Consider the following 23,765-nt stretch of genomic DNA (forward strand, 5'->3'; position numbering starts at 1 on the left):
ATGAAGGGAGAGGTAGAACATGACCAACCCTTTTGAAAATCAAGATGGGACCTATGTTGTCTTAATCAATGAGGAAGGCCAGTACTCGCTCTGGCCGTCCTCCATTGCAGTTCCGTCCGGTTGGAAAGTTGTGTTTTCCGAAAATACACGTTCTGCTTGCCAAGATTATATTCGCACACACTGGACGGATATGAGGCCTAACAGCTTGCGAGAAATCAAAAAATAGAGCGTAGAACGTGGATCAAGTGAAGTATAGAAGAGAGACTTCTTTGGACCCTTTCACTATATGCTTAATAAAAATTGAACAATTTTCACTTCGCAATGAGCTGTACCAAATCGGAGTTGAGCAGGAAATGATCCAACCGTTAGAACACCTGCTTAACTCTTCTTTTATTTGCTTTACGATCAAGCAAAACGGAAATGAGAGAGGGGAATGCTTGCTGTGATGGAATGGGAAATGGCGGATTCTGTTCCTCATTTGACGAAGCATGCATGCCAGGTTTGGCTCGCTGACATCCGTGATCTACAACCGTGGCATATTCAATTGCTGAACCCGGAGGAAAAGGAAAGAGTACAATCATTTCGGAAAGAACAAGATCGAGCTCATTTTATCATCGGGTGTGTATTAAGTCGCTTTGTATTAGCAGCACAGCTCAATATGGCTCCACATGAAGTGCCGATTGATCGCACTTGCCCGGCTTGTCGCAAGGCTCATGGCCGTCCGCAGTTGCCTGACCGTTCATTCCAATGGTCGATTTCTCATTCCGGCGAGAGAGTTCTTGTGGCTTTTACAGCCGGCACCCCCGTTGGTGTCGACGTTGAGTGGCTCGATGACTCTTACGCTTTAGATATCAGGCAAATGGCGAATGAAGTACTGGCAGAGGAAGAAAAATATCATTTGTTTCAAGCATCACCTCAGGAGCAAAGGAGAGTTTTTTATACATATTGGACAAGGAAAGAAGCGATATTGAAAGCAACGGGTAAAGGGTTGCAAATTTCCCCATTGCATGTGATCGTATCTGCGCCTCATCAAACTCCACGGTTACTTTATTTGAAAGGCGATCCTGGTTGTCTCAACCGTGCAGCGATGTATCCATTAGAGATGGATAATGGTTATGTGGCCTCATTAGCTTTGTTGGGTGAAGCAGGAAAACAAATAGAGCGATATGATGCTCGAATGTTGCTGAGGAAAGGATTTGGCTGGAAAGATGATTATAGAAAGATGGAACAATGAATGATTGGGCAGGGATGGATATGGTTGTTCTCAACCGGAGACCAGCCTTGTTTTTTGGCTGTGTGCCTGCGGACGCCTGTGCTTCGGTTGTTATCGATAATCAACGAATGGAACTTGAATGGGAGGATATTGTGAAACAAGGAATGGTTTGATATACTGTTATAATAATGATAATCATTATCAAAAAACAAAATAACAATGAATAGTCAAAGATCGAATTAACTCGTTCTTTTCATGTATAGATAAAGAAGCAAGAAGGAGGGAGAGCATGGCTCAATCTGAAATGATCAGGCAAGAGACCACGGAGTTTGCTTGGGATCGGTCGTTTTTTAGAATGCGGGAGATGCAGTTCATCAAAGAAGAAAACGGCTGGCAGATCGAACCGCAGCTTACAACTTCTCATGTACTGATGATCGTTAAAGATGGACAAGGACATTTTATGTTAAATAGTCACAGGTATCGGCTGCGGCCGAATACCGCTTATATATGCTCGCCTGATGATACATATGGAATTGAAATAGAAGCAAGAAGTAAAATGTTCTTGTTTAAGTTTGACGTGTTTCAAAGGAAAGGTTCAAGATATGAATGCCTCTCTCATCACGGGGAATGTCTTTTCCCGTTACAGGGGGAAATCCCTGTGTTTCCTGCGGATCGGCTGATCTTATTATGTGACGAAATTTATGATCATTGGCGAAGCGAGGACGAGCTCGAACGGTTTCGCTGTCAGCTTGCTTTCCAACAGTTGCTTTATTATATCATGAAGCATCGTTCCCCTTTGCCTAAAGAATCGCGAACATCGCTAGAGGCTGCTAAGAACTATATGGAACGCTATTTTTATGAGAATTTGACGATTGAGCAATTAGCAAGGATATCCAATGTTAGTCCTAAATATTTTGTTGATTTGTTCAAAAAAACGTATGGAATGAGCGCAATGGATTATTTAACAGAGCTTCGACTGAATAAGGCGAAGCGTCTGATGGCTCAATCCGACGCGAAACTGCGTGATATCGCCCATCAGGTTGGCTATCATGATGAATTTTACTTTAGCCGTAAATTTAAAAAGAAGGTAGGAGTTACACCGACCGCTTATATGAAAAGCCGCCGGAGGAAAATTGCTGCCTATACCTCTCCGATTACTGGCCAATTGCTTGCCTTAAAGATTATTCCTTATGCGGCGCCGCTTCATCCGAAATGGACCGCTTATTACTATAAAATGTATCGTGACGATATTTCTGTCCCTCTTAGTGCTTATCGCAAAAATCAGCATTGGGAATCAAAAATCGAGACACTGTCTCATGAGCAGCTGGATGTGATTATTAGCACAGACGATCTCAAAACGATGGAGAAGGAGAGACTTGAACAGATTGCTCCTATGTTTTATGTTCCATGGATTGAGAAAAATTGGCGGGAACAGCTGATGCTGACGGCTGAATTTTTGGGGGAAGAGAAGGAAGCAGAAAGTTGGCTTCAAATGTATGAACGAAAAGTGAAGTTTGCTAGACAACAGCTAAAGCAGGAAGTCGGAGAGGACACATTTTTAGTCGTGCGCATCTCGAATCAGCATTTATATGCTCATTGCAATCGTAGCATATCAGAGGTGTTTTATCAGGATTTGCAAATGAATGCTGCGTATCCTAAGCGCGGTACTTACAATGAACCGATTACGCTTGATCAGCTTGCTCAAATCGATATGGATCGTTTGTTGCTATTAATTAGGCAGGAAGAAGAAACGTTAGCTTTTTGGAATCAATTGCAATACTCCCTTCCATGGCAAGAGCTGAAAGCGGTTCGCCATCAGCAAGTCTATGTGCTTTCTTCCGATCCGTGGATGGAGTACTCGGCATATGCCCATGATCGAATGATTGATGAATCGTTAAAGCTTTTTTCTGGAATTTGTCCAAAATGAATTTCGGATACTGTCCATGTTCAGAGTGGGAGATCCAAATTATAATCATAAATGATAATCATTATCAAAAGGAGGATAAGGGGAGGACTTAAGAGAGACATGAAGAGAAACTATCTTTATCTAGGCCTCATCGCTCTACTGATTTTTGTATTAAGCGCTTGTAGTGCGAAAGAATCATCAGCTCCTGAAAAATCAGGAGGGGGCTCGAATACAAAACAAGAAACACAAGCGAATTCGAATGAAAAACATACGATTCAGTATCTTGGAAAGGATTATACAGTTCCGGTCAAAACGGATAAAATCGTTATCACGGGAAGCATGGAAACGATGGAAGATGCGCTTGTGTTAGGAGTAAAGCCGCTTGGAGGCATTACGGTTGGTGGCAAATTCCCAGAAATGTTTAAGGACATTACAGGCTCTACTGTCTCTATCGGTGAAAAAGCGCAGCCTAATATTGAGGAAATTTTAAAATTAAAACCAGACGTTATTTTCTCAACGACAAAATTCCCGCCAGATGTTGCGCAAAAACTGGAGAAAATAGCAACGACGATTCCGATTTCTCACATCTCAACAGATTGGGAAGCCAATTTGCGTGTGTTGGCAGAAGTGACTGGAACACAAGATAAAGCTGAAGAAGTATTAAACCAATATAAAAAAGACTTAGAAGAAGCGAACGCGAAGCTGGGAGACAAGCTAAAAGATAAGAAAGTCGTGGCTGTTCGCATTCGAAGCGGTAATATTATGATCTATCCGCCAAATGTATTTTTCAACCCTTCGCTATATACGGATTTAGGATTCACAGTACCTCAAGAAATTCAAAATGCGAAAGCTCAGGAAGTCATTTCTTTAGAAAAATTTAGCGAAATGAATCCGGACTATATCTTTGTGCAATTCTCAGAAGATGAAAATAAAAACAATCCTAAAGCACTTGAAGAGCTACAAAACAATCCAATTTGGAAAAGCATCAATGCTGTAAAAAATGATAAAGTGTTCGTCAACGTTGTCGACCCGCTTGCACAAGGCGGCACAGCGTGGAGCAAAATCAATTTCTTAAAAGCAGTTGTGGAGAAACTCGGCAACGAATAATACAAGGCAGGGTAGCGTCAATATGCAATTAAGGATTTCTCCGTCAGCCCTGATTTTATGGCTTTCACCGGTTGCGATGGTGTTGATCATCATCGCATCTATTTTATATGGGGTCAAAAATATAGATGAGGTGACAGTTTGGAAAGCGATATTTGATTTTGACCCGAATGATGTGAATCATCAAATTGTCAGGCATTCGAGACTGCCAAGAGTGATCGGTGCTCTTTTGATTGGTGCATTCCTTGCGATTTCAGGAGCGATTATGCAAGGGATGACAAGGAACTATTTAGCGTCTCCCTCCATTATGGGGGTTTCAGATGGTTCGGTTTTTACGATTACACTTTGTATGATTATTCAGCCGGGCGCCTCTTCGCTTGAGATGATCATGTACTCATTGGTTGGTTCAGCGGTTGCGGTAGGCTTTGTGTTCTGGATGGCCTCCATCCTGCCCAATGGAATGTCGCCTGTTCGAATGGCGATTATTGGAATGATTATTGGAACATTTTTGAGCAGCATATCAGCCGCTCTCTCTTCTTATTTTCAAGTTTCGCAGAATGTAAGTTTTTGGTACAATGCTCGGTTGCATCAAATGGACCCTAATTTCATTAAATTGGCAGTGCCTTTTGCCATTGTTGGTCTTACTATTGCCCTTATGGTTTCTAAATCGATTACGATTTTGTCGTTAGGAGAGGAAATATCGGTCAGCTTAGGTCAGAAAACGATGGTGATCAAGGCCTTGGCGATCGCCAGCGTGGTTATCTTAACAGGCATTTCTGTTGCCTTGGCTGGAAATATCGGCTTCGTTGGTTTAATTATTCCTCATATGACGAGGTTTTTAGTAGGGGTTGATTATCGCCGAATCATTCCTTGTGCCGGTGTTCTTGGAGCGATCTTTTTGGCGCTTTCCGATATTTTAAGCCGATTTTTGAATTATCCGTTTGAAACACCGATCGGGGTCGTTACAGCTTTGATTGGTGTGCCTTTCTTCCTCTATTTAATTTATACGAGAGGGGGAGGAAAGGGTGCTTAGTCATCCAGCTAAGCGCTATTGGTTAGTACTATTTAGCAATATTGTCATGATATTAGTGGCGATTTATATTAGTCTAACAAATGGAGTATTTGATCTAAGTGTTCAAGATGTCTTAAAAACGCTGCTGCGAATGGATCCGGTTCCGGAACATGATTTGGTGATTTTGGATTTCCGACTGCCGCGTATTGTCATTGCCGCGTTGGTTGGTTTTGGATTAGGAGTAGCTGGGGCGACTATCCAAGGAATTAGCCGAAACGGTTTGGCTGATCCAGGAATTTTGGGCATTAATGCTGGGGCTGGAGCCATGATCGTCATTTTTATGCTTTTCTTTGGAGGTCGCAGGACAGCGGAAAGTGATTGGCTATCGATTTTAGCGATGCCACTGTTTGGATGGGCTGGTGGATTGGGTGCTGCTTTGCTGATTTATCTGTTTGCGCGACAAAACGGTCGTTTGGATACGCAGCGGCTCATTCTTGTAGGAATTGCCGCGGGGGCTGGTTTTGGGGCGGTATCTTTATATTTATCGTTAAAGATGAATCCACAGGATTTTGAAATGGCGACAGTATGGCTTGCGGGAAGCATTTGGAACGCCAATTGGCAATATGTTGTTGCCATGTTGCCATGGATGATTTTGCTTGTTCCCATTATTATCAGCAAAGCTTATATTCTCGATTTGTTCCAATTAGGGGAAGAGCGTGCAAAAGGGTTAGGGGTTTCTACTGAAAAGGAAAAAAATCTATTGCTATTGGCGAGTATTGGGATTGTCAGTGCGTGTGTGTCTGTGTCTGGAAACATCGGTTTTGTTGGTTTGATTGCTCCCCATATTGCCAAGCGTCTCGTCGGGGTTCATCATCAGCGTGTCATTCCCATTAGCGGAACGATTGGCATGTTGTTGGTAGTGGTTTCAGACTTTATTGCTAAAACAGTTTTTGCGCCTGTCGAACTGTCTGTTGGAATTGTCATTGCCATCATTGGTATTCCTTACTTCGTGTACTTGCTATTTAAAACAAAAGTGTAAGAGACAAGAGACATCTCGAAAACTGAAAAATGGAGGGTGACTTATGGAGCTGAGCCAATTATTGCGGGAGCGTCGTTCTGTTCATCTATTTGAAGATCGTCCTGTATCACCTGAGCTTGTCATGGAGATGCTTGATACAGCTGTTTGGGTTCCTAATCACCGTCTGACTCAGCCCTGGCGGTTCATTTTAACATATGGAGAAGGCCTTAAAAAAATTGCTGATGCCGTGCGGAAAATCAAAGAAAACAAAGAAGAGGATCCATTAAAAAAGCAGGAAATCGGTCAAAAATTTTACGATAAAATCATGTCTGTTCCGATGATTTTAACGGTAGTGATGAGAGAGAACCCTAATGAGGTAGTTAGAGAAGAAGATTATGCATCAACAAGTTGTGTGATCCATAATTTTGGTCTGCTTGCATGGGAAAAAGGGATCGGCATGGTGTGGAAGACACCTGGATGGTTGCATGATCCTATTTTTCGAGAAGCGATGGAGATTCAGCCCAAAGAGAAAGTGGTTGGCAATCTCCATATCGGCTATCCTGCCCAAATTCCACCTGCTCGGTCGCGTATTCCAGCTTCGCAATTAACGATGATTTTTGACCAAGCATGAGGCCGAGGTTTGTCATATGTTAAAGGAAGGCCATATTCGGGGAACATTGGCGACGGAGAGTTGGAGGGGGAGAAAGCTGTTGATTTATCTTCCTCCCTCTTATGTCAAAGGCGCTAGTCGATATCCAGTTGTCTATGTTCAGGATGGAGGATATTTGTTTGATCCCTCTCAAAGCGATGCTCTAGTTCAGATTGAGCTTATGTTTGCTCGCGGGGAGCTTCCCGAGCTTTTATTTGTGGGGATTGAGACAAAGAACCGATTGGATGAATATACACCGTGGCATGCGAAGGCGCTATCTGAACGGTTTGCCGATTTTGGCGGAAAGGGCTCACATTATCTTGCCTTTCTCGTCGAAGAACTGAAACCATATATCGATGCTTCCTACCAACCAGATGGACATCAGCAGCAAACGGGATTGATAGGGGCTTCGCTTGGAGGCCTTATCTCAATGTATGCGGCTTATTTATATCCGCATGTATTTGGCAAAATTGGCTGTCTTTCAGGTTCATTTTGGTATGAAGGGTTTCTTCATTTCATGGAGTCGCATATCGTTGCCCCTGAGGTAAAGATTTATATGGATGTAGGAAGCATAGAGGGCATTGAAAAGCAAAATGTGCAACGAGAAATGGTTTCGAGAACAAAAGCAGCCTATGCGATATTAATGAATCAACAGCGAAACAATAAAAGACTCAAATTGGTTATAGAGGAGGGGACTCCTCATGCTCGCCCTTTTTTTATTAGACGATTTCCGAACGCAGTGAAGTGGTTATATTCAGACACATCAAGGAAGTCGTAGAAGGTGACTGATGATTTGATGAGAAAGGAAGGAGGGAGTCGGGGTGGGTTCTAAAAAAGAGGAGTTATGTTCTTCAGCTGTTCATACAGCAGGCGTTAGTGAATTCACGATTCCGCGAACGAAGCAGCGAGTGATGTATTCTAGCTATCGGAATCGTGAATATCGGATTTTTGTCGCACAACCTGATGCGGATCCACCTCCTTTGGGATTTCCAGTGATTTATGTACTTGATGCCAATTCGGTATTTGGGACGATGGTGGAAGCGATGCGTGTGCAGGCAGGACGTCCTGATCGCACAGGAGTTGTTCCTGCGGTGATTGTTGGTATTGGTTATCCAACTGAAAAGCCATTTTCTCCTGCTCGTTTTTACGATTTTACTATGTCTGTTCCGGAAAGCGGATTACTTGTTCGTCCAGATGGAACCGCATGGCCGGAAATGGGAGGAGCAGAGGCTTTTTTGGAGTTTATTGAAACAGAACTGAAGCCTGAAATAGAGCGAGAATTGCCAATCGATCGGACGAAGCAGGCCATTTTTGGCCATTCCCTCGGTGGCCTCTTTGTTTTGCAGGTGCTTTTTACGAAGCCGACGGCTTTCAGAACGTATATTGCCGGAAGTCCTTCGATTCACTGGAGTAAACAGCTGTTGCTTGAAGCAGAACAACGTTTTGTTGCTCGTATCAAACAAGAAACGCTCAACGTTGACGTACTTTTGGCGGCTGGAGAGTTGGAAAGAAGCCACAAAAGCCGAATTAACGCTCATGCTGAAGAACTGGCAGAACGCCTTTCCGCCTTCGCTGATTTTGGGGTATATGTGGAGTTTCAGGAATTTGCCGGGGAAGGGCATGTCACGGTATTGCCAGCCCTCATCAGCCGAGCTCTACGATTTGTATCGAGAAACAGCGTATAACGAATTGTTTCGTCCTTAGGTTGCATCAAATGTTTATCTCAATTTCACACATTAGACAGTAAAAAGATTCATGTCATTCGAGGTGGCAAACAAAAAGGGCTCGGATAGGAAGGGCTGAGCCCTTATTATTATTTTTTCAATCGGATATCAGTTGCTTCTCCATGAGATCCATTCTCTTTCTGTGCAAGCCCCATTGCAATTCACATAACGTTGTACCCAAACCACAAACGCCCAGTCAATGCTTTTGTCATCTTTTTTGGTTAAGCGCCCGAAACCTTTTTGATATAGAAAGCGACCATAAGAAGCAATTCCTCGACCGTTAAGCCCCCGTACTTGATGGAAGAAGGGCTGTTTTTTTGCGAGAATCATCAACGTTTGTAACGGAGCGTTCTTCTGCAAGGGGAATGCTCTTTGTTTTTATCATGTTTCACAGCAAAAATATAATTAAATTCGATAATTATTTATTGAAAAACGATAAATGAATGATTAAAATAAAATCAAAAACAAATCAGTGAGGTGCTCGTGGTGAAACGAGAAACAATTTTTTTGAAAGTGGCTGTTGTGTTGATTGGTCTTCCCGTTCTTGCGTTGTGCATATTTTTGGTGCCTGTGCTTGGGGATGTGGCGGTCAAGTTGTTGCCGAAGTTTCCTTGGATCAAGTATTTCGTTTATCTTGTGTTTGATACGTCCGCGTTGCCGTTTTATTTTGCGCTCTATCAGGCGTTTCAGCTATTAACGTATATTGATCAAAATAGCGCGTTCTCTGAACGGTCGGTGAAGGCGTTGAAGGCAATCAAATATTGCGCTGTTGTCATCTGTGGGCTGCACATGCTTGCCTTGCCGCTGTTTTATCTTTTTGCCGAAAAGGATGACGCCCCGGGTGTCATTTTCGTTGGGTTGTTGGTGCCGTTTGCTTCGCTGGTGATCGCCGTCTTTGCCGCGGTGTTACAAAAGCTGCTTCAACAAGCGATTGAAATCAAACAGGAAAATGAGTTGACCATTTGAGGTGGATGACATGCCGATTATTGTGAATCTTGATGTCATGTTGGCCAAGCGGAAGATGAGCGTCACGGAGTTGTCAGAGAAAGTAGGGATCACGATGGCAAATCTGTCGATCTTGAAAAACGGAAAAGCGAAGGCCATCCGCTTTTCGACGTTAGAAGCCATTTGCAAGGCGCTTGACTGTCAGCCCGGGGACATTTTGGAGTATCGAAGCGAGGAAGGGGAGTCAAATCCGTGAGTAGGGAGGAGACGGCTTGAAAGGGGAGAAACACGAGGTAGCGGTGAACGAATGCCCACCGTTTTGCCTGATGATAGTCCGGGTGCGCCAGTTTTGCAGAAAATCGTGGCTGATCAAAGCGTTTGTGCAGCTCATTCGCTTCGGTTGGGCGCAGGCGTTGTCTTGCGTGTTTCCGGTTGTTATTTTTGCCTCATTGGCGCTGACGAAACTCGCGCCGCTCCCTTTGTTGCCGAGGTATGACTGGCTGCTCATCATTTGCCTGCTCATGCAATGGTGGATGGTGCGATCAGGGCTGGAAACGCGGGATGAGCTCAAAGTCATTACTGTCTTTCACTTGATTGGGCTTGCATTAGAGCTGTTTAAGGTGCGTATGGGTTCATGGGCATATCCGGAAGAAGGGTATACGAAACTGTTTGGCGTGCCGTTGTACAGCGGATTCATGTATGCAAGTGTGGCGAGCTATCTTTGCCAGGCGTGGAGAAGAATGAAAGTGGAGCTTGTGCGATGGCCGCCGTTTTGGTTGGTCGTTCCGCTGGCTGCGGCGATCTACTTGAACTTTTTTACCCATCATTATTGGGTGGACGTTCGATGGTGGTTAGCAGGCCTTGTGATCCTCGTTTTTTGGCGGTCATGGGTCGTGTATGAAGTGGGGGGAATTTGCTATCGGATGCCGATCGTCCTTTCGTTTTTACTGATCGGATTTTTCATCTGGATCGCTGAAAACATTGCCACCTTTTTTGGTGCTTGGCAATATCCAAACCAAGCAAAGGCGTGGAGTCTCGTTCATATAGGGAAAGTAAGCTCGTGGGTGTTGTTGGTCATTGTCAGTTTTCTTATTGTGGCAACGTTAAAGCAAGTGAAAGGAAGAGCTTCTGCCGGCACCGTCGTCAATGATGAACAAAAGGCGCTGCAGACGGGACAATGAAAATGCGTTTCTCAACATATAAAGCCGAGTGGGGCTAAAGGTTGCGCCCTCGGCTTTTTGGTTCGATATAGATTTCGCTGGATCATCCAATAGCCTGTTAGGTGTATCGGGTGTACGGTAAAATCGTTTTGTGTTCGCAGTGACGGCTGTTTTGACTTGTTCAATCTCTTGCTCGTAGTGCGCCGCAACAGTGCGACGGAGTCAAACAGCAATAACGGCGTCATCGGTTTTTTTTAGAACGAACCGGCAAACGGCCATGGGCCGTCCATTTCGAGAAGTAGTTGTTCCTTTTTGTCACGCTCGCGGTAGCACACGTTTTCTCCAATCACTCTTTCTGTTCTTTGTTTGGATACAAACGAAATTTGAATGCTTTGTTTTGCTTGGTCAGATCCAATCCCCTCACTTCTGACCTTGATTTTCAATGTATTTTCTTATGACCTCGATTGGAGCGCCGTCTGTTGTAAGCAGACAAAAACTTCTTGACCAAAAAACATCTCTTTCCATAGTTTTTTCGGATATGAGGAAGATGTTTCTTTATTAGTCGAGAACTTGCACTCTTATAAGCATTGATGAACGTTGATCATTCAGAATTAGGATGTGCTTTGAATAAGATGTGAACATGATTTTTATCGTGATTCCATTCTGTCAAAGTAATGTGATATTGGCTTCCAATCTCAATAAACATATTTTGGAAAATCGAGTGTTTCATCGGTGAATACTTCTCTGCGATCCTTCACGACGAATACAAGATAGTAATGTAAAGAGAACATTGAATGGTTATTACTATCCAATTTCATTGATATATCAGTCCTTTTTTATACCTAAGACTGATTACATCAAAACCTTTGGCTAAAGCCAACCGACATTCATCTCCCGTCTACTCATTGGGCTATCGCCCTTCCCATTCCTTGAGGTGGGAGACTTCTGTCGGAAATTACGTTAAAAATGCGCTTGATTGGGCTCGTGAAGCTTGGAACAACAAGGCAGCAGGAATTGTCAGTGACGGTTCGACTGGCGTAGCCCACGCTGCTGAGCATTTGCGTGGAATTTGCGGTGAGCTAAAAATCGTTGATGTCCGTACACATCCAACATTGTCGTTGTTTACCGATTTCAAGAATGGAACCGTGTTTAAGCCACAGGCGTTCCAAGTGGAACAAGTCAACGTGATGCTTGATGAGCTTTTATTATGGAGCGTTAAAAACTGTACGATAAAATGAAGGCGAACGAATAATGGCGCAAAAATACAAATGGGCGTTATTGATTTTGCGGGTCACTTTAGGGTTGATGTTCTTTATTCACGGCGTTGCCAAATTCCAAATGGGTCTTGGCAATGTAGCCGGTTGGTTTGAAAGCATCGGTGTTGCCGGATTCCTCGGTTACGTTGTCGCCTTCATTGAATTGACCGGGGAAGTGGCCTTAATCGTAGGATTAGGAACAAGAGTTATTTCGGCGCTGCTTGCATTCGTGATGTCTGGCGCGACCTTCACTGTCAAGCTGCCGGCCGGTTTCATGGGCAATAGCCAAACCGCAGGGTATGAATTGGATGTTGTCTTATTGTCTGTAGCTATTGCCCTTTGCCTCAGCGGCAGCCAGCTATTCGCCTTGGATAATAAATGGTTTGGATCGTCAAAGAACTAATAAGACAAGATTTCCCTGTTTCTTCACTAGAAATTTACTTTGGAGCACACGTTACGGAAAAGATGGGAATCACTCCGAACGTGTGCTTTTTGTTGGACGTCCGTTTCTTTTTCCGTTGTCCTACTGTTCATCCCCATTCCTTATCAATCCGATACTTGCGAATGCGGTATTGCAAGTTTTGCCGGCTTAAGCCAAGCGCTTTAGCGGTTTTCGTGATGTTGAAGCCGTGGTGTTGCAGCGCTTTGCGGATGTAGTAAATTTCGACTTCCTCCATATATTTTTCGAGTGGCAGAATGTCTTCTGTATTAAACAAAAAGTCTGTTTTCGGTGCATCGGGTGCAAGTTTCATGCGGAACGAAGCTGGAAGATGATCGAATGTGATCGTTTCTCCCTCGTCCATCATCTCCAACGTTTCATCGATCACCGTTTCTAGCTCGCGCACGTTGCCAGGCCAGTCGTAAGCGAGAAACGCCTCTTGCACGTCATCCGCAAGTCCTTCCACGTTTAAGCCATAGCGTTCATTGCCTTGGCGGATGAAATGGTCGGCCAATGGCAAAATGTCCTCTCTTCTCTCGCGCAATGGAGGCAAAACGATACAGTGCACCGCGAGCTGGTAGTAAAGCGATTTTAGCAACTCTCCTGTCTGGACGGCGTCAATCGGGTCACCGCTTGTCGAGGTGATAAGGCGGACGTCTGCACGAACGGGCTTATGGCCATGGACGCGGGTAAACTGTTTTTCCTGAAGGAAATGCACGAGCTTTTGTTGGAGCGGCAGGCTTAACGAATCGACATCATCGAGTAGCACAGTGCCCCCATCCGCTTGTTCGAACAAACCAGGCTGGATCTCGCCGTTTTCTTCGCTGCCAAACAGCATCGTTTCCATCCAATCGTCCGGGAGCGACAAACACGTTTGCGCCAAAAATGGTTTCAAGCGCCGTTCACTTTCGTAATGAATGCAAGAAGCAAGCAAATCTTTTCCTGTCCCTTTTTCACCCATAAGCAGTACCGGGGCTTCCGAGCGGGCGGCATGGCGGGCTAGGCGAATCGCAGCTTGCATCGCTTCGCTTTGGACGATGATGCCTGCCAGTGAGCGGCTTAGTTCTCCGCGTTGGTGCTGCTCGGCAATCAGCTTGCGGAATTTCGTGACGTCTTTGGCGATTTCCACCGCTCCGATGATGCATCCGTCTTTCCATAATGGATGTGTTTGATTGATCGTTGTCACTGCTTGCCCTTTGTTGTTGAAGTATGTTTGTTGCTTGTTCAATATGCTTTCACCGGTGCGCAGCGCTTCAAGCAATGTGCTCGGCTGTTCCGGATGGAAGCGGAAGACGTCTAAAATGTTCTTATCAAGTACATCCTCGACGTCCATTCCCTCAATGTCCCGCATTTTTCGGTTGTAAATGACTGTTTTTCCTTGTTGGTCGACCGCATGAACACCAAGGTCGATCATTTCGAGAATTTGCTCATACATGGATAAAAGCGTTTCCATCTCCCGGTTCACGATCAGCACCTCTCCTTTCCTTGTATTATAACACAAGTAGCTAGCGAAGAGAGGAATGACAAGGGAGGGGAAGAAGGAGATCGAAAAAATTTTTTGCCAAATATATTGAAAATAGAAAAAATAAGCACCATAATAGAGATGCGGCTGTGAAATATGCGAAAAAAAATTTTGCCGGAGAAAAAACGCCGTTTACTTGATAGAAATGTAAGCGGTTGCGAAATCTATAAGTAGTGGAAGGGAGAGATTTGGATGCCACCAGCGCAGGAATTGAAACGAGAGCTAAAAAGTAGACATTTGTTTATGATTGCGCTTGGCGGGGTGATTGGAACCGGTTTGTTTTTAGGATCCGGATACACCATTCATGAAGCGGGACCTGGAGGAGCGATTGCCGCCTACTTATTCGGCGGATTCGTCATGTATTTGACGATGCTTTCGTTAGGGGAATTGGCTGTGAGGATCCCTGACGCTGGGTCATATCAAACGTATGCGACGAAATTCATCTCGCCGGCCGCAGGGTTTTGCATCGGCTGGCTGTCATGGCTCAACTGGTCAGTGACGGTCGGCATTGAGCTGCTTACAGTCAGCATCCTCATGAAACGCTGGTTCCCTGATGTGCCAACATGGGTGTTTTGCGCTGTCTTCGCCTTGTTGTTGTTTTTGGTGAACGCCTTGTCTGTCAAAGGTTTCGCTGAGGTGGAGTTTTGGTTTTCGAGCGTGAAGGTGTTGACGGTCATCGCCTTTATTGTTCTTGGTTTGGCGGCGATGTTCGGCATCGTCCATATGAAAAGCGGACAACCCGCCCCGTTTTTCTCGAACTTTACAGACCATGGCGGCTTGTTTCCTAATGGGTTTTGGGCGATCTTTACAACGATGATTCTTGTGAATTTTTCCTTTCAAGGAACGGAATTGGTGGGGGTCGCAGCCGGAGAAAGCCGTGAGCCGGAGAAAACAGTACCGATTGCGTTGCGCAACACGGTGTGGCGGATTTTGATTTTCTTCGTTTTGGCCATTTTTGTACTTGCTGGTTTGTTTCCATGGGAGAAAGCTGGTGTTGTGGAAAGCCCGTTTGTCGTGGTATTTGACAATATCGGCATTCCGTATGCGGCCGATATCATGAACTTTGTCATTATTACCGCGGTGCTGTCGGTAGCTAACTCAGGATTGTATGCGACGTCACGCGTGCTATGGTCGATGTCGCGCCAAGGCATGGTTACGCCGTTTTTCAGCAAACTCTCGAAGCGGGGCGTGCCGATCAATGCGCTAATCGCCAGCATTGCCATCGGATGCTTGTCGTTGCTGTGCAGCGTGTACGCAGAAGATACCGTGTATGTTTGGTTGACGGCGATCGCTGGGTTTGGCGCGGTGACTGTTTGGGCCTCCATCGCGCTGTCGAGCTATTTGGGACGGAAAGCGTTTTTGCGTGAAGGCGGCGATGTGCGCGATTTGAAATACCGGACGCCGCTCTATCCGTTCGTACCGCTGGCCGCGTTCATACTGAATATGGCGATAATTGTCGGATTGGCTTTTATCCCTGATCAACGGATCGCGCTTTACTGCGGCATTCCATTCTTGCTCGTGTGCTATGCGTATTATCACCTCGTGGCGAAAAAGCGAATCCATCTTCAACGCACAGAAGAAGAGGTAGAGCTGAAAGCCGCCAAGTAAGTAAAAATCATTGAAAAAAGCCATAATAATTTGCATAATATAACTATGAAACCGTTTTATTGCGAAAAATTTTTTTGCTCGTGAAAAGGAGGACGACGAAATGGTGCAGCCGTATAAACATGAACCGTTTACTGATTTTACCGTGGATGCGAACCGACAAGCATTTTTGGCAGCGCTCGAAAAAGTCGAAGCAGAGCTTGGCCGTGAATATCCGCTTATCATCGGCGGCGAGCGGGTGATGACTGAAGATAAGATCACCTCGGTCAACCCGGCGAACAAAGCGGAAGTAATCGGCCGGGTGGCAAAAGCGAACAAAGAGCTCGCCGAACGGGCGATGAAAACCGCTGATGAAGCGTTCCGCACATGGAGTCGGACGAGTCCGGAAGCGCGGGCGGATATTTTGTTCCGCGCAGCGGCCATCGTACGTCGACGCAAGCATGAATTTTCCGCTTGGTTGGTGAAAGAAGCTGGGAAGCCGTGGCGCGAGGCGGATGCTGATACGGCCGAAGCGATCGATTTTATGGAATATTACGGACGGCAAATGTTGAAGTTGAAAGACGGCATTCCGGTTGAAAGCCGTCCAGGGGAAACGAACCGGTTTTTCTACATTCCACTTGGGGTCGGAGTCGTCATTTCGCCGTGGAACTTCCCGTTCGCCATTATGGCGGGGACGACAGTCGCTGCGCTGGTTACGGGCAATACGGTACTCCTGAAACCGGCAAGTGCAACACCGGTCGTGGCGTATAAGTTCGCGGAAGTGCTCGAGGAAGCTGGTCTTCCGGCTGGTGTGCTGAATTACATCCCGGGCAGCGGTGCGGAGGTTGGCGACTATTTGGTTGAGCATCCGCGCACACGATTTATCAGTTTCACCGGATCGCGGGATGTCGGCATCCGCATTTACGAGCGCGCAGCGAAAGTACAGCCAGGACAAATTTGGCTGAAACGCGTCATCGCAGAAATGGGCGGCAAAGACGCCATCGTCGTTGATAAAGAAGCTGATCTGGAATTGGCAGCGCAATCGATCGTCGCATCGGCGTTTGGCTTCTCGGGTCAAAAATGTTCGGCATGCTCGCGTGCGATCATCGTCGAGGACGTCTACGACCAAGTGCTCAATCGCGTCGTCGAGCTGACAAAACAACTCAATGTCGGCGATCCAGCAGAGCAAGCAACGTTTATGGGACCGGTTATCGACCAAGGAGCATACAACAAAATTATGGAATATATTGAAATCGGCAAACAAGAAGGCCGTCTCATGACCGGTGGGGAAGGAGACGACTCGAAAGGATTCTTCATCCAACCAACGGTATTTGCGGATGTCGATCCAAATGCGCGCATTATGCAGGAGGAAATTTTCGGGCCAGTCGTGGCGTTTGCGAAAGCGCGCGACTTTGACCATGCGCTTGAGATCGCGAACAACACGCAATATGGCCTGACGGGCGCTGTTATTTCGCGCAACCGTGCGAATCTTGAAAAAGCACGTCATGAGTTCCATGTCGGCAACTTGTACTTCAACCGCGGCTGCACAGGGGCGATTGTCGGTTATCAGCCGTTTGGCGGTTTCAACATGTCGGGGACGGACTCCAAAGCCGGCGGCCCGGACTATTTAATTCTCCACATGCAAGCGAAAACCGTATCGGAAATGTTTTAATGCCGGGGTGGCCACGGCCACCCTTTTTCGATGAGGGAGAAATAAAAAGGGGGATTGTGATGGCGACGAAATCTGAACAGCTTATTGAACAGACGGAGCGGTATGGGGCGCACAACTATCATCCGCTACCGATCGTCGTTTCCGAAGCAGAAGGGGTATGGGTCAAAGATCCGGAAGGCAATCGTTATATGGATATGTTAAGCGCGTATTCAGCAGTGAACCAAGGTCATCGTCATCCGAAGATCATTGAGGCATTGAAAAAGCAAGCTGATCGGGTGACCTTGACGTCGCGCGCTTTTCATAACGACCAGCTCGGCCCGTGGTACGAAAAAGTGTGCCGTCTGACGGGTAAAGAGATGGTGTTGCCGATGAACACTGGTGCAGAAGCGGTGGAAACGGCACTGAAGGCAGCGCGCCGATGGGCATACGATGTGAAAGGTGTTGCAGACAATCAGGCGGAAATCATCGTTTGCGAAGGCAACTTCCACGGACGGACGCTCGCTGCGGTATCGTTGTCGTCCGAAGCGGCTTACAAACGCGGGTTTGGCCCGTTACTGCCAGGGATTAAAATCATTCCTTACGGCGATATCGAAGCACTAAAGGCAGCGATTACACCAAATACAGCGGCATTTCTCGTCGAGCCGATCCAAGGTGAAGCGGGCATCCGCATCCCGCCGCAAGGGTTTTTAAAGGCCGCATATGACGTGTGCAAGGCGAACAATGTCTTATTCATCGCTGATGAAATTCAAACCGGGCTCGGCCGAACTGGGAAGCTGTTTGCCTGCGATTGGGAAGCGGTTGTGCCTGATATGTATATTTTAGGAAAAGCATTAGGTGGCGGTGTGTTCCCGATTTCATGCGTTGTTGCCAATCGCGATATTTTGTCGGTGTTTGAACCGGGCTCGCACGGCTCGACGTTTGGCGGTAATCCACTCGCTTGTGCGGTATCGATCGCAGCGCTTGACGTCATTGAAGAAGAAAACTTACCGGCTCGTTCGCTTGAGTTGGGCGAGTATTTCTTAGCGAAATTGCAACAAATCCAAAATAAAGACATTAAGGAAATTCGAGGTCGCGGCTTGTTTATCGGCGTCGAACTGCACGGCCCGGCGCGTCCGTATTGCGAAATGTTGAAAGAACAAGGGCTGCTTTGCAAGGAGACGCATGAAACAGTCATTCGTTTCGCGCCGCCGCTTATCATTACAAAAGAAGAGCTTGATTGGGCGCTTGAGCGAATCGAGAAGGTATTGTCTCAACCGGCCGCCAGCCAGAAGCAATGAGGATCAGAAAATAGAGTAACGGTTGATACGTATATACTGTGAATTCAAAAAGGTGTCCTATTTTTCGATGGGACACCTTTTCTTGTTGCAAACATCCCGTTGCTCCGGCTGTGTAGATGGTTAGACAAGGGACAGTTGCCTTCATTTCCTGTTCGGAAAGAAATCGGTATTAGCCGTGTTTTTTGCTTTGCGGTAATTGCCCATTTTCTGTTAAGATAAGGAAAGGACTGTGCTCATGAGGCATACAAATCATACAGAAACGAAGGACGAGTGACTGGAGGAAGGAAACGTGCAGGCGTGGATTACTGAGTTTATGGAACAGTTCGGCTATATCGGCATCTTTTTCATGATCGCACTTGAAAATATATTTCCGCCCATTCCATCGGAAGTCATTTTGCCGTTTGGCGGATTTATGACGACATACACAACATTGACCATCCCTGGCGTCATCGCAGCAGCCACTGCCGGGTCGGTCGTCGGGGCGATCGTGCTGTATGGTATCGGTCGGTTGTTGTCGGTCGAGCGGCTCGAGCGGATCGTCGACCGCTGGGGCGGATGGCTGAGAGTGAAGCCAGAAGATATCGCCAAGGCGAACCGGACATTTCAGCGCTACGGAGTGTGGGCGGTATTCCTTGGTCGTATGATTCCATTGGTGCGCAGTTTGATTTCGATTCCCGCTGGCATGTCGAAAATGAATATATGGCTGTTTGTCTGGCTGTCGGTGTTGGGAACACTCATTTGGAATACGCTTTTAATCTCGATCGGGGCGGCGCTCGGCCAATCGTGGGAAAAAGTATCTGAAGTGATTGGGATGTACGCCGAAGTGGTGTATGTCATTATTGCTATAATTATTTTGGTTGCAGCTGTCCGCTTTTGGAAACGGCGTCGGGCTTCTTAGTTCCGATATCTTAAGGGGTTTCTTTCCAGAAAGGGCTACCCTCAAGGTTGCTTTTTTAGCCTTGGAGGTAGCCTTTTTGTTCTTCCAGTTTCGTTTGCTTTGTTCATGAGCGGTCTGAGCAGTAGAACACACGAGGGTGGTTTAGTTGGTATCCTGGATCTCTAAGCGTGAGCGTTCAACAATATAGAAAAGGAAGCTCCTGCTTCAAAGGAAACAGGAGTCGAGACAAAGATGAAGGCAATTAAACGAGCTTCGCCGCAATCTTTGGTTCACCATGTCCGTCAAAAGGATTAACGTTTCAATAATAAATAAATGAAGTACGGTGCACCGATTAATGACACAACGACTCCTGCTGGGAGCGGTTCGGCAAGGGCATTGCGCCCAATCGTGTCAGCCGTGAGCAACAGCCAGCCACCGATGAGCATCGAGGTCGGAATGGATCGCTCATGACGAGGCCCGACGATCATTTTGGCGATATGCGGCGCCATCAATCCGATAAAGGAGATGCCTCCAGTTACAGCGACGGCAGCTGCGGCGACAGCGACTGCTGTTGCCATCAGTACGAGCCGCTCGCGGCGAACATGGACGCCGACACCAATGGCCACCGGATCACCTAAATGCAAAAGGTTTAACCGTTTCGACCGGTAAAGGCCGATGAATGCACCGATGACAAGCCACGGCAGCATGGCGAAAATGAACGGCCAATCATCGCCCCAAATGTTTCCGGAAAGCCATCTAGCAATAAAATCAACTTTTGTCCGATCAGCGGCGGAAATGAGAACGATCATGAGCCCGGAGAGCGCCATGGAAAACCCGACCCCAGTGAGCACGAACGATACCGGTTGCAGCCCGGTTGTTTTATTGTAGGAAACGGCGTAAATGGCCGCTGCCGTCAACAGCGCTCCGACTAAGGCGACGAGCGGCAAGGCGTAAAGAAATGTTCCTGCTTCAATCGGGAAAAATAAAAAGAATAAAGCGACGCCGGCGCCAGCTCCGGCGTTGATGCCTAATATACCTGGATCGGCCAGCTCATTTCGTGTGATGCCTTGCAACATCGCTCCTGATAAGGCGAGCGCCATCCCGGCGAGCAACGTAATCACGATGCGCGGCAGACGGAGAGAAAATAAAATAAACTCTTCTTGCATCGAACCGTAGCCAAATAACGTTGGAATAATGCGGCCATATGAGAGTGGCGCTTCTCCAGTACCTAACGCGATGGCAACTGTTGCAGTAATGAGCAGGAAAAGCAGCACCAATACGATCGTGATGCGCATTCTCATTCAAAGCCCCTCCCTTTTTTCCGCACGACAAACAGGAAAAACGGCAAACCGATCACAGCAACGATGGCTGCCACAGGTGTTTCAAACGGGGCGTGAATCGTGCGGGCCGCCGTATCGGCGAGCACCATGGCTATCGCGCCGACTGTGGCCGACAACGGGATGACAAACCGATAATCTGCGCCGGCGATCCTCCGTACGAGATGAGGAATCATCAAACCGATAAAGGTGATGTTGCCGGCAATGGCAACGGACGCTCCTGTTAAGAAAAATACGGCCACAAACAGCCACACTTTGACGGCGGTTGTTTTTTGTCCGACGCCAACGGCGACGTCTTCACTTAAACTAAGGATCGTCAGTTGCCGCGAATACAACACGGCAATGGTGAGCCCGATCACAATGAGCGGAATGATGATCGACAATTGTTTCCATGAAGTTCCGGCCACCCCGCCTGACGTCCACATGGAGACATCTTTCGAGATATGAAAATAAAGGCTGATTCCTTCAGCTGCCGCGAATAAAAGTGCTGAGACAGCTGAGCCAGCTAAGACGATGCGCAACGGTGAGAAACCGCCTTTGCGGGCAGCGCCGATGCCAAAGACCATCCCCGCTCCGGCGGCCGCCCCAAGCAAACAGGCGACCGTGATGATGAGATAATGAGCAGAAGGAAAAAAGGCCATCGTCATCGCCAATGCCGTGTTCGCTCCAGCAGTGAGACCAAGCAGCCCTGGATCGGCAAGCGGATTGCGCGTCATTCCTTGCATGATCGCTCCGGCCACCGCGAGTCCCGCACCAACGATCGCAGCCGCCGTTTCACGCGGCAGACGGAGCTCGCGAATCAAGTCAAGTTGTTTGCCTTGTTCATCGGAAAAGAGTGCGCGCCATACGTCACTCCATGTTGTATCAGCGACGCCGATGGCCATGGATCCGAACCAGATGGCCATCAGCAGGACAAGAGAGAAGAGAAACGTATAACGAAACGGCCATAGCCGGCGGTTTGCTTCCATCGGCGGTTTCCCCCTTTTTCACAAGAAAGGACGGGACATTCACTATTTGTGAACGCCCCGTCTCATCATTATTATTGGCCTAAAAAATGCTTTTTAAAGAAATCGAGCTGGTAGTCTAACGTAATTGGGTCGTTGAAATAAAACGCTTTAGCATCAGCGACAAACATATGACCGTTTTTCACAGCAGGGATGTTTTTAAACGTATTCGTTTCCATAAACGATGTGTCGTTGTCGCCGTTTTTACTTAAGATGAGATAATCGCCGACAAACTGCGGCAATGCTTCAAGGGAAACAGCGTAATAGCCCGGTTTGAGCGCTTGTTCTTCCACGGCTTTTGGCATTTTCAGCTTCATTTCTTGATACAAAATTTCCGTGCCGCGCGCCCAGTTATTGCCGAACACATACAGCTGCTTATCAAAGTTTTCGGCTACGGTGACGGTTGCGTTTTCACCAATTTTTGCCCGGATTTCTTCCCCAGCTTGTTGTGCCCGTTGTTTGAAGTCGTCAATCCACGCTTTCGCTTCTTTTTCTTTATTTAACAGTTTACCAATTTCTAAAAACTGTGTTAAATAATCGACCTTTCCGTATGTAAAGGTGACGGTCGGAGCGATTTTGCTTAATTTGTCGACGTTTTTCGTATTGGATAATCCGATAATTAAGTCCGGTTTTAACGCCATAATTTTTTCAATGTCTTCGTCTGTCACGACTTCCGCGTCTTTCAGTTTTTCTTCAAAGAGCGGATTCATTTTCGACCATGAATCGACACCGACGATCGGAACGTCTAAGGCAAGTACATGCCCGGCAAACGTTGATAAGACGACGACCCGTTTCGGATCAGCCGGTACTTCTACTTCCCCGTTTTCCGACTGATACGTAATCGTTTCTGGCTTTTTCTCCTCCGGTGAAGCGTTATTTTTCTTGTTGTCGTCCGCCGCATTGCCGCAGGCGCTTAACAGGAGCGTAAAAAGAAGCAACAATGACAGCCATGCTTTCCTCATGATGAATAAACTCCTTTCAGCAAATGATACGTAAAACAAACCGGCTTGTTCGTCCGAGGGTCGAGGCCGATGTCAGCATCAATGCCAAACACATCGCGAAGCACATCACGGCAAATGACGTCTTCGCTCGGACCGGCTTTGACGATCGTGCCCGACTTCATGGCGATCACATAATCAGCAAACCGCGCCGCTTGGTTAATGTCATGGAGCACCATGACGATCGTCCGCCCTTCTTCTTTGTTCAGTCGTTCAAGCAACTCGAGCACTTCGAGCTGATGGGCAATATCCAAATACGTCGTCGGTTCATCCAAAAAGATAATGTCCGTCTCTTGAGCGAGCGCCATAGCGATCCAGACGCGCTGCCGCTGTCCGCCGGAGAGAGCGTCAACCGGCCGATGTCTCAAATCGGCTGTTTTCGTCACATGAAGCGCCCAATCGATCGCTTCATAATCTTTTTTTGTTAGGCGGCCAAATCCTCTTTGATAAGGAAAGCGGCCGTACGATACGAGCTCAGCGACCGTTAACCCGCTTATCGCTTCCGGTGTCTGTGGCAAAATGGCCATTTTTTTCGCCAGTTCTTTCGTATGTTGTTGTGAAATATGTTTGCCATCCAAAATGATTGTGCCAGACTGCGGAGAAATGATACGCGTTAGCGTCTTGAGCAGTGTCGATTTGCCACATCCGTTCGGTCCGATAATGGCGGTGATTTGCCGGTCGGGAATGCGAACAGATAAGTGTTCAAAAATTGTCCGGTCATCGTAGCGGACGGTCAACTCCTCGGCGTACAGGCGAACCATACGGACACCTCCTTTTGGACTAGGAAAATGAGAATCAATATCAATATTATTCCCAAACTTCATTATAACGGATTCCTTAAAAAAGACAATAGATTTTTGTGAATAAACCGTGAATTTTCATAAAAACAGTGGCTTACGTCGTTTGAAGAAGGGGGAATTTACATAGGTATAGAGCGAAATAGACGGAGAAAGCAGGGAACCATTGGAGGAAGAGCATATTTTACCATCTTTTCCGATGCTGTACGAAGTACAAAAGGCTTTTTGGCTTCCCCTCGAGCAGCGATCGGACGGAACGGCACTTATACAT

Annotated in this window: 24 protein-coding genes and 2 pseudogenes; 19 read left to right on the forward strand and 7 right to left on the reverse strand. The window is 46.8% G+C overall.

What is annotated here, in order from left to right:
- The first annotated feature begins 19 nt into the window (after window positions 1-19).
- From IC804_RS10810 to IC804_RS10870, 13 genes are all read left to right on the forward strand, one after another.
- Window positions 20-226: an MbtH family protein gene (locus tag IC804_RS10810; protein ID WP_029761581.1), complete on the forward strand. Its 207-nt coding sequence runs from the start codon at window positions 20-22 to the stop codon at window positions 224-226.
- A 219-nt stretch (window positions 227-445) separates the two neighbouring features.
- On the forward strand, window positions 446-1,234 hold the full coding sequence (locus IC804_RS10815; RefSeq protein ID WP_223812946.1) for a 4'-phosphopantetheinyl transferase family protein: 789 nt from the start codon (window positions 446-448) through the stop codon (window positions 1,232-1,234).
- Entirely contained in the window at window positions 1,231-1,386 is a 156-nt protein-coding gene (locus tag IC804_RS10820; protein ID WP_172437881.1) for a hypothetical protein, read from the forward strand. The genes IC804_RS10815 and IC804_RS10820 overlap by 4 nt, the downstream gene beginning before the upstream one ends.
- Window positions 1,387-1,502: 116 nt before the next feature.
- The gene (locus tag IC804_RS10825) at window positions 1,503-3,140 is read left to right on the forward strand and encodes an AraC family transcriptional regulator (RefSeq protein WP_029761579.1); all 1,638 of its coding nucleotides are present in this window, start codon (window positions 1,503-1,505) and stop codon (window positions 3,138-3,140) included.
- Between the two features lie 99 nt (window positions 3,141-3,239).
- Complete coding sequence (locus IC804_RS10830) at window positions 3,240-4,226, forward strand: ABC transporter substrate-binding protein (RefSeq protein ID WP_029761578.1); 987 nt, start codon at window positions 3,240-3,242, stop codon at window positions 4,224-4,226.
- Window positions 4,227-4,248: 22 nt separating this feature from the next.
- Entirely contained in the window at window positions 4,249-5,256 is a 1,008-nt protein-coding gene (locus tag IC804_RS10835; protein ID WP_029761577.1) for a FecCD family ABC transporter permease, read from the forward strand.
- 46 nt (window positions 5,257-5,302) lie between these two features.
- Window positions 5,303-6,274, forward strand: a complete 972-nt coding sequence (locus tag IC804_RS10840; protein WP_051358537.1) for a FecCD family ABC transporter permease — start codon at window positions 5,303-5,305, stop codon at window positions 6,272-6,274.
- 43 nt (window positions 6,275-6,317) lie between these two features.
- Window positions 6,318-6,884, forward strand: a complete 567-nt coding sequence (locus IC804_RS10845; RefSeq protein ID WP_029761574.1) for a nitroreductase family protein — start codon at window positions 6,318-6,320, stop codon at window positions 6,882-6,884.
- A gap of 79 nt (window positions 6,885-6,963) precedes the next feature.
- Entirely contained in the window at window positions 6,964-7,680 is a 717-nt protein-coding gene (locus IC804_RS10850; protein WP_230459252.1) for an alpha/beta hydrolase, read from the forward strand.
- A 43-nt stretch (window positions 7,681-7,723) separates the two neighbouring features.
- Window positions 7,724-8,587 carry an alpha/beta hydrolase gene (locus IC804_RS10855; protein ID WP_029761572.1) on the forward strand — a complete coding sequence of 288 codons (864 nt, stop codon included), beginning with the start codon at window positions 7,724-7,726 and terminating at the stop codon, window positions 8,585-8,587.
- 525 nt (window positions 8,588-9,112) lie between these two features.
- A complete protein-coding gene (locus IC804_RS10860; RefSeq protein WP_008881516.1) occupies window positions 9,113-9,592 on the forward strand; it encodes a DUF2975 domain-containing protein in 480 nt (159 codons plus the stop codon).
- 10 nt (window positions 9,593-9,602) lie between these two features.
- Window positions 9,603-9,827 carry a helix-turn-helix domain-containing protein gene (locus IC804_RS10865; RefSeq protein ID WP_008881515.1) on the forward strand — a complete coding sequence of 75 codons (225 nt, stop codon included), beginning with the start codon at window positions 9,603-9,605 and terminating at the stop codon, window positions 9,825-9,827.
- Window positions 9,828-9,843: 16 nt separating this feature from the next.
- Complete coding sequence (locus IC804_RS10870; protein WP_081157216.1) at window positions 9,844-10,752, forward strand: DUF817 domain-containing protein; 909 nt, start codon at window positions 9,844-9,846, stop codon at window positions 10,750-10,752.
- Between the two features lie 325 nt (window positions 10,753-11,077).
- On the opposite strand, the gene IC804_RS10880 is transcribed toward IC804_RS10870, so the two are convergent.
- Together IC804_RS10880 and tnpA are read right to left on the reverse strand one after the other, a co-directional pair.
- Window positions 11,078-11,155 carry a helix-turn-helix domain-containing protein gene (locus tag IC804_RS10880; RefSeq protein WP_080320074.1) on the reverse strand — a complete coding sequence of 26 codons (78 nt, stop codon included), beginning with the start codon at window positions 11,153-11,155 and terminating at the stop codon, window positions 11,078-11,080.
- Window positions 11,152-11,549: pseudogene (gene tnpA, locus IC804_RS10885) on the reverse strand (IS200/IS605 family transposase). The gene IC804_RS10880 and the pseudogene tnpA overlap by 4 nt, the downstream one beginning before the upstream one ends.
- Before the next feature lie 126 nt (window positions 11,550-11,675).
- On the opposite strand from tnpA, the pseudogene IC804_RS10890 reads away from it, so the two are divergent.
- Window positions 11,676-11,969, forward strand: a pseudogene (locus IC804_RS10890) (NADPH-dependent FMN reductase); the annotation flags it as partial.
- Between the two features lie 13 nt (window positions 11,970-11,982).
- Window positions 11,983-12,390, forward strand: a complete 408-nt coding sequence (locus IC804_RS10895; RefSeq protein WP_029761568.1) for a DoxX family protein — start codon at window positions 11,983-11,985, stop codon at window positions 12,388-12,390.
- Between the two features lie 127 nt (window positions 12,391-12,517).
- On the opposite strand, the gene IC804_RS10900 is transcribed toward IC804_RS10895, so the two are convergent.
- The gene (locus tag IC804_RS10900; RefSeq protein ID WP_008881512.1) at window positions 12,518-13,891 is read right to left on the reverse strand and encodes a sigma-54 interaction domain-containing protein; all 1,374 of its coding nucleotides are present in this window, start codon (window positions 13,889-13,891) and stop codon (window positions 12,518-12,520) included.
- A gap of 249 nt (window positions 13,892-14,140) precedes the next feature.
- On the opposite strand from IC804_RS10900, the gene IC804_RS10905 reads away from it, so the two are divergent.
- The 4 genes from IC804_RS10905 (at window position 14,141) to IC804_RS10920 (ending at window position 19,379) form a co-directional block, all read left to right on the forward strand.
- The gene (locus IC804_RS10905) at window positions 14,141-15,556 is read left to right on the forward strand and encodes an amino acid permease (protein ID WP_008881511.1); all 1,416 of its coding nucleotides are present in this window, start codon (window positions 14,141-14,143) and stop codon (window positions 15,554-15,556) included.
- Window positions 15,557-15,656: 100 nt separating this feature from the next.
- Entirely contained in the window at window positions 15,657-17,204 is a 1,548-nt protein-coding gene (gene pruA / locus IC804_RS10910; protein WP_008881510.1) for an L-glutamate gamma-semialdehyde dehydrogenase, read from the forward strand.
- A 59-nt stretch (window positions 17,205-17,263) separates the two neighbouring features.
- Entirely contained in the window at window positions 17,264-18,481 is a 1,218-nt protein-coding gene (locus IC804_RS10915; RefSeq protein WP_008881509.1) for an ornithine--oxo-acid transaminase, read from the forward strand.
- Between the two features lie 289 nt (window positions 18,482-18,770).
- The gene (locus IC804_RS10920; RefSeq protein ID WP_008881508.1) at window positions 18,771-19,379 is read left to right on the forward strand and encodes a DedA family protein; all 609 of its coding nucleotides are present in this window, start codon (window positions 18,771-18,773) and stop codon (window positions 19,377-19,379) included.
- 290 nt (window positions 19,380-19,669) lie between these two features.
- Here the strand turns inward: IC804_RS10920 and IC804_RS10925 are convergent, their stop codons facing one another.
- The 4 genes from IC804_RS10925 to IC804_RS10940 form a co-directional block, all read right to left on the reverse strand.
- Window positions 19,670-20,659: a FecCD family ABC transporter permease gene (locus IC804_RS10925; RefSeq protein ID WP_008881507.1), complete on the reverse strand. Its 990-nt coding sequence runs from the start codon at window positions 20,657-20,659 to the stop codon at window positions 19,670-19,672.
- Complete coding sequence (locus tag IC804_RS10930) at window positions 20,656-21,663, reverse strand: FecCD family ABC transporter permease (protein WP_011886651.1); 1,008 nt, start codon at window positions 21,661-21,663, stop codon at window positions 20,656-20,658. Before IC804_RS10930 ends, IC804_RS10925 begins: the two co-directional genes overlap by 4 nt.
- Before the next feature lie 71 nt (window positions 21,664-21,734).
- The gene (locus IC804_RS10935) at window positions 21,735-22,661 is read right to left on the reverse strand and encodes an iron-hydroxamate ABC transporter substrate-binding protein (RefSeq protein ID WP_008881505.1); all 927 of its coding nucleotides are present in this window, start codon (window positions 22,659-22,661) and stop codon (window positions 21,735-21,737) included.
- Entirely contained in the window at window positions 22,658-23,458 is an 801-nt protein-coding gene (locus IC804_RS10940; protein WP_008881504.1) for an ABC transporter ATP-binding protein, read from the reverse strand. The genes IC804_RS10935 and IC804_RS10940 overlap by 4 nt, the downstream gene beginning before the upstream one ends.
- Window positions 23,459-23,765 lie beyond the last annotated feature (307 nt).

The organism is Geobacillus sp. 47C-IIb, from assembly GCF_014679705.1.
Taxonomy (GTDB): Bacteria; Bacillota; Bacilli; order Bacillales; family Anoxybacillaceae; genus Geobacillus; species Geobacillus thermodenitrificans.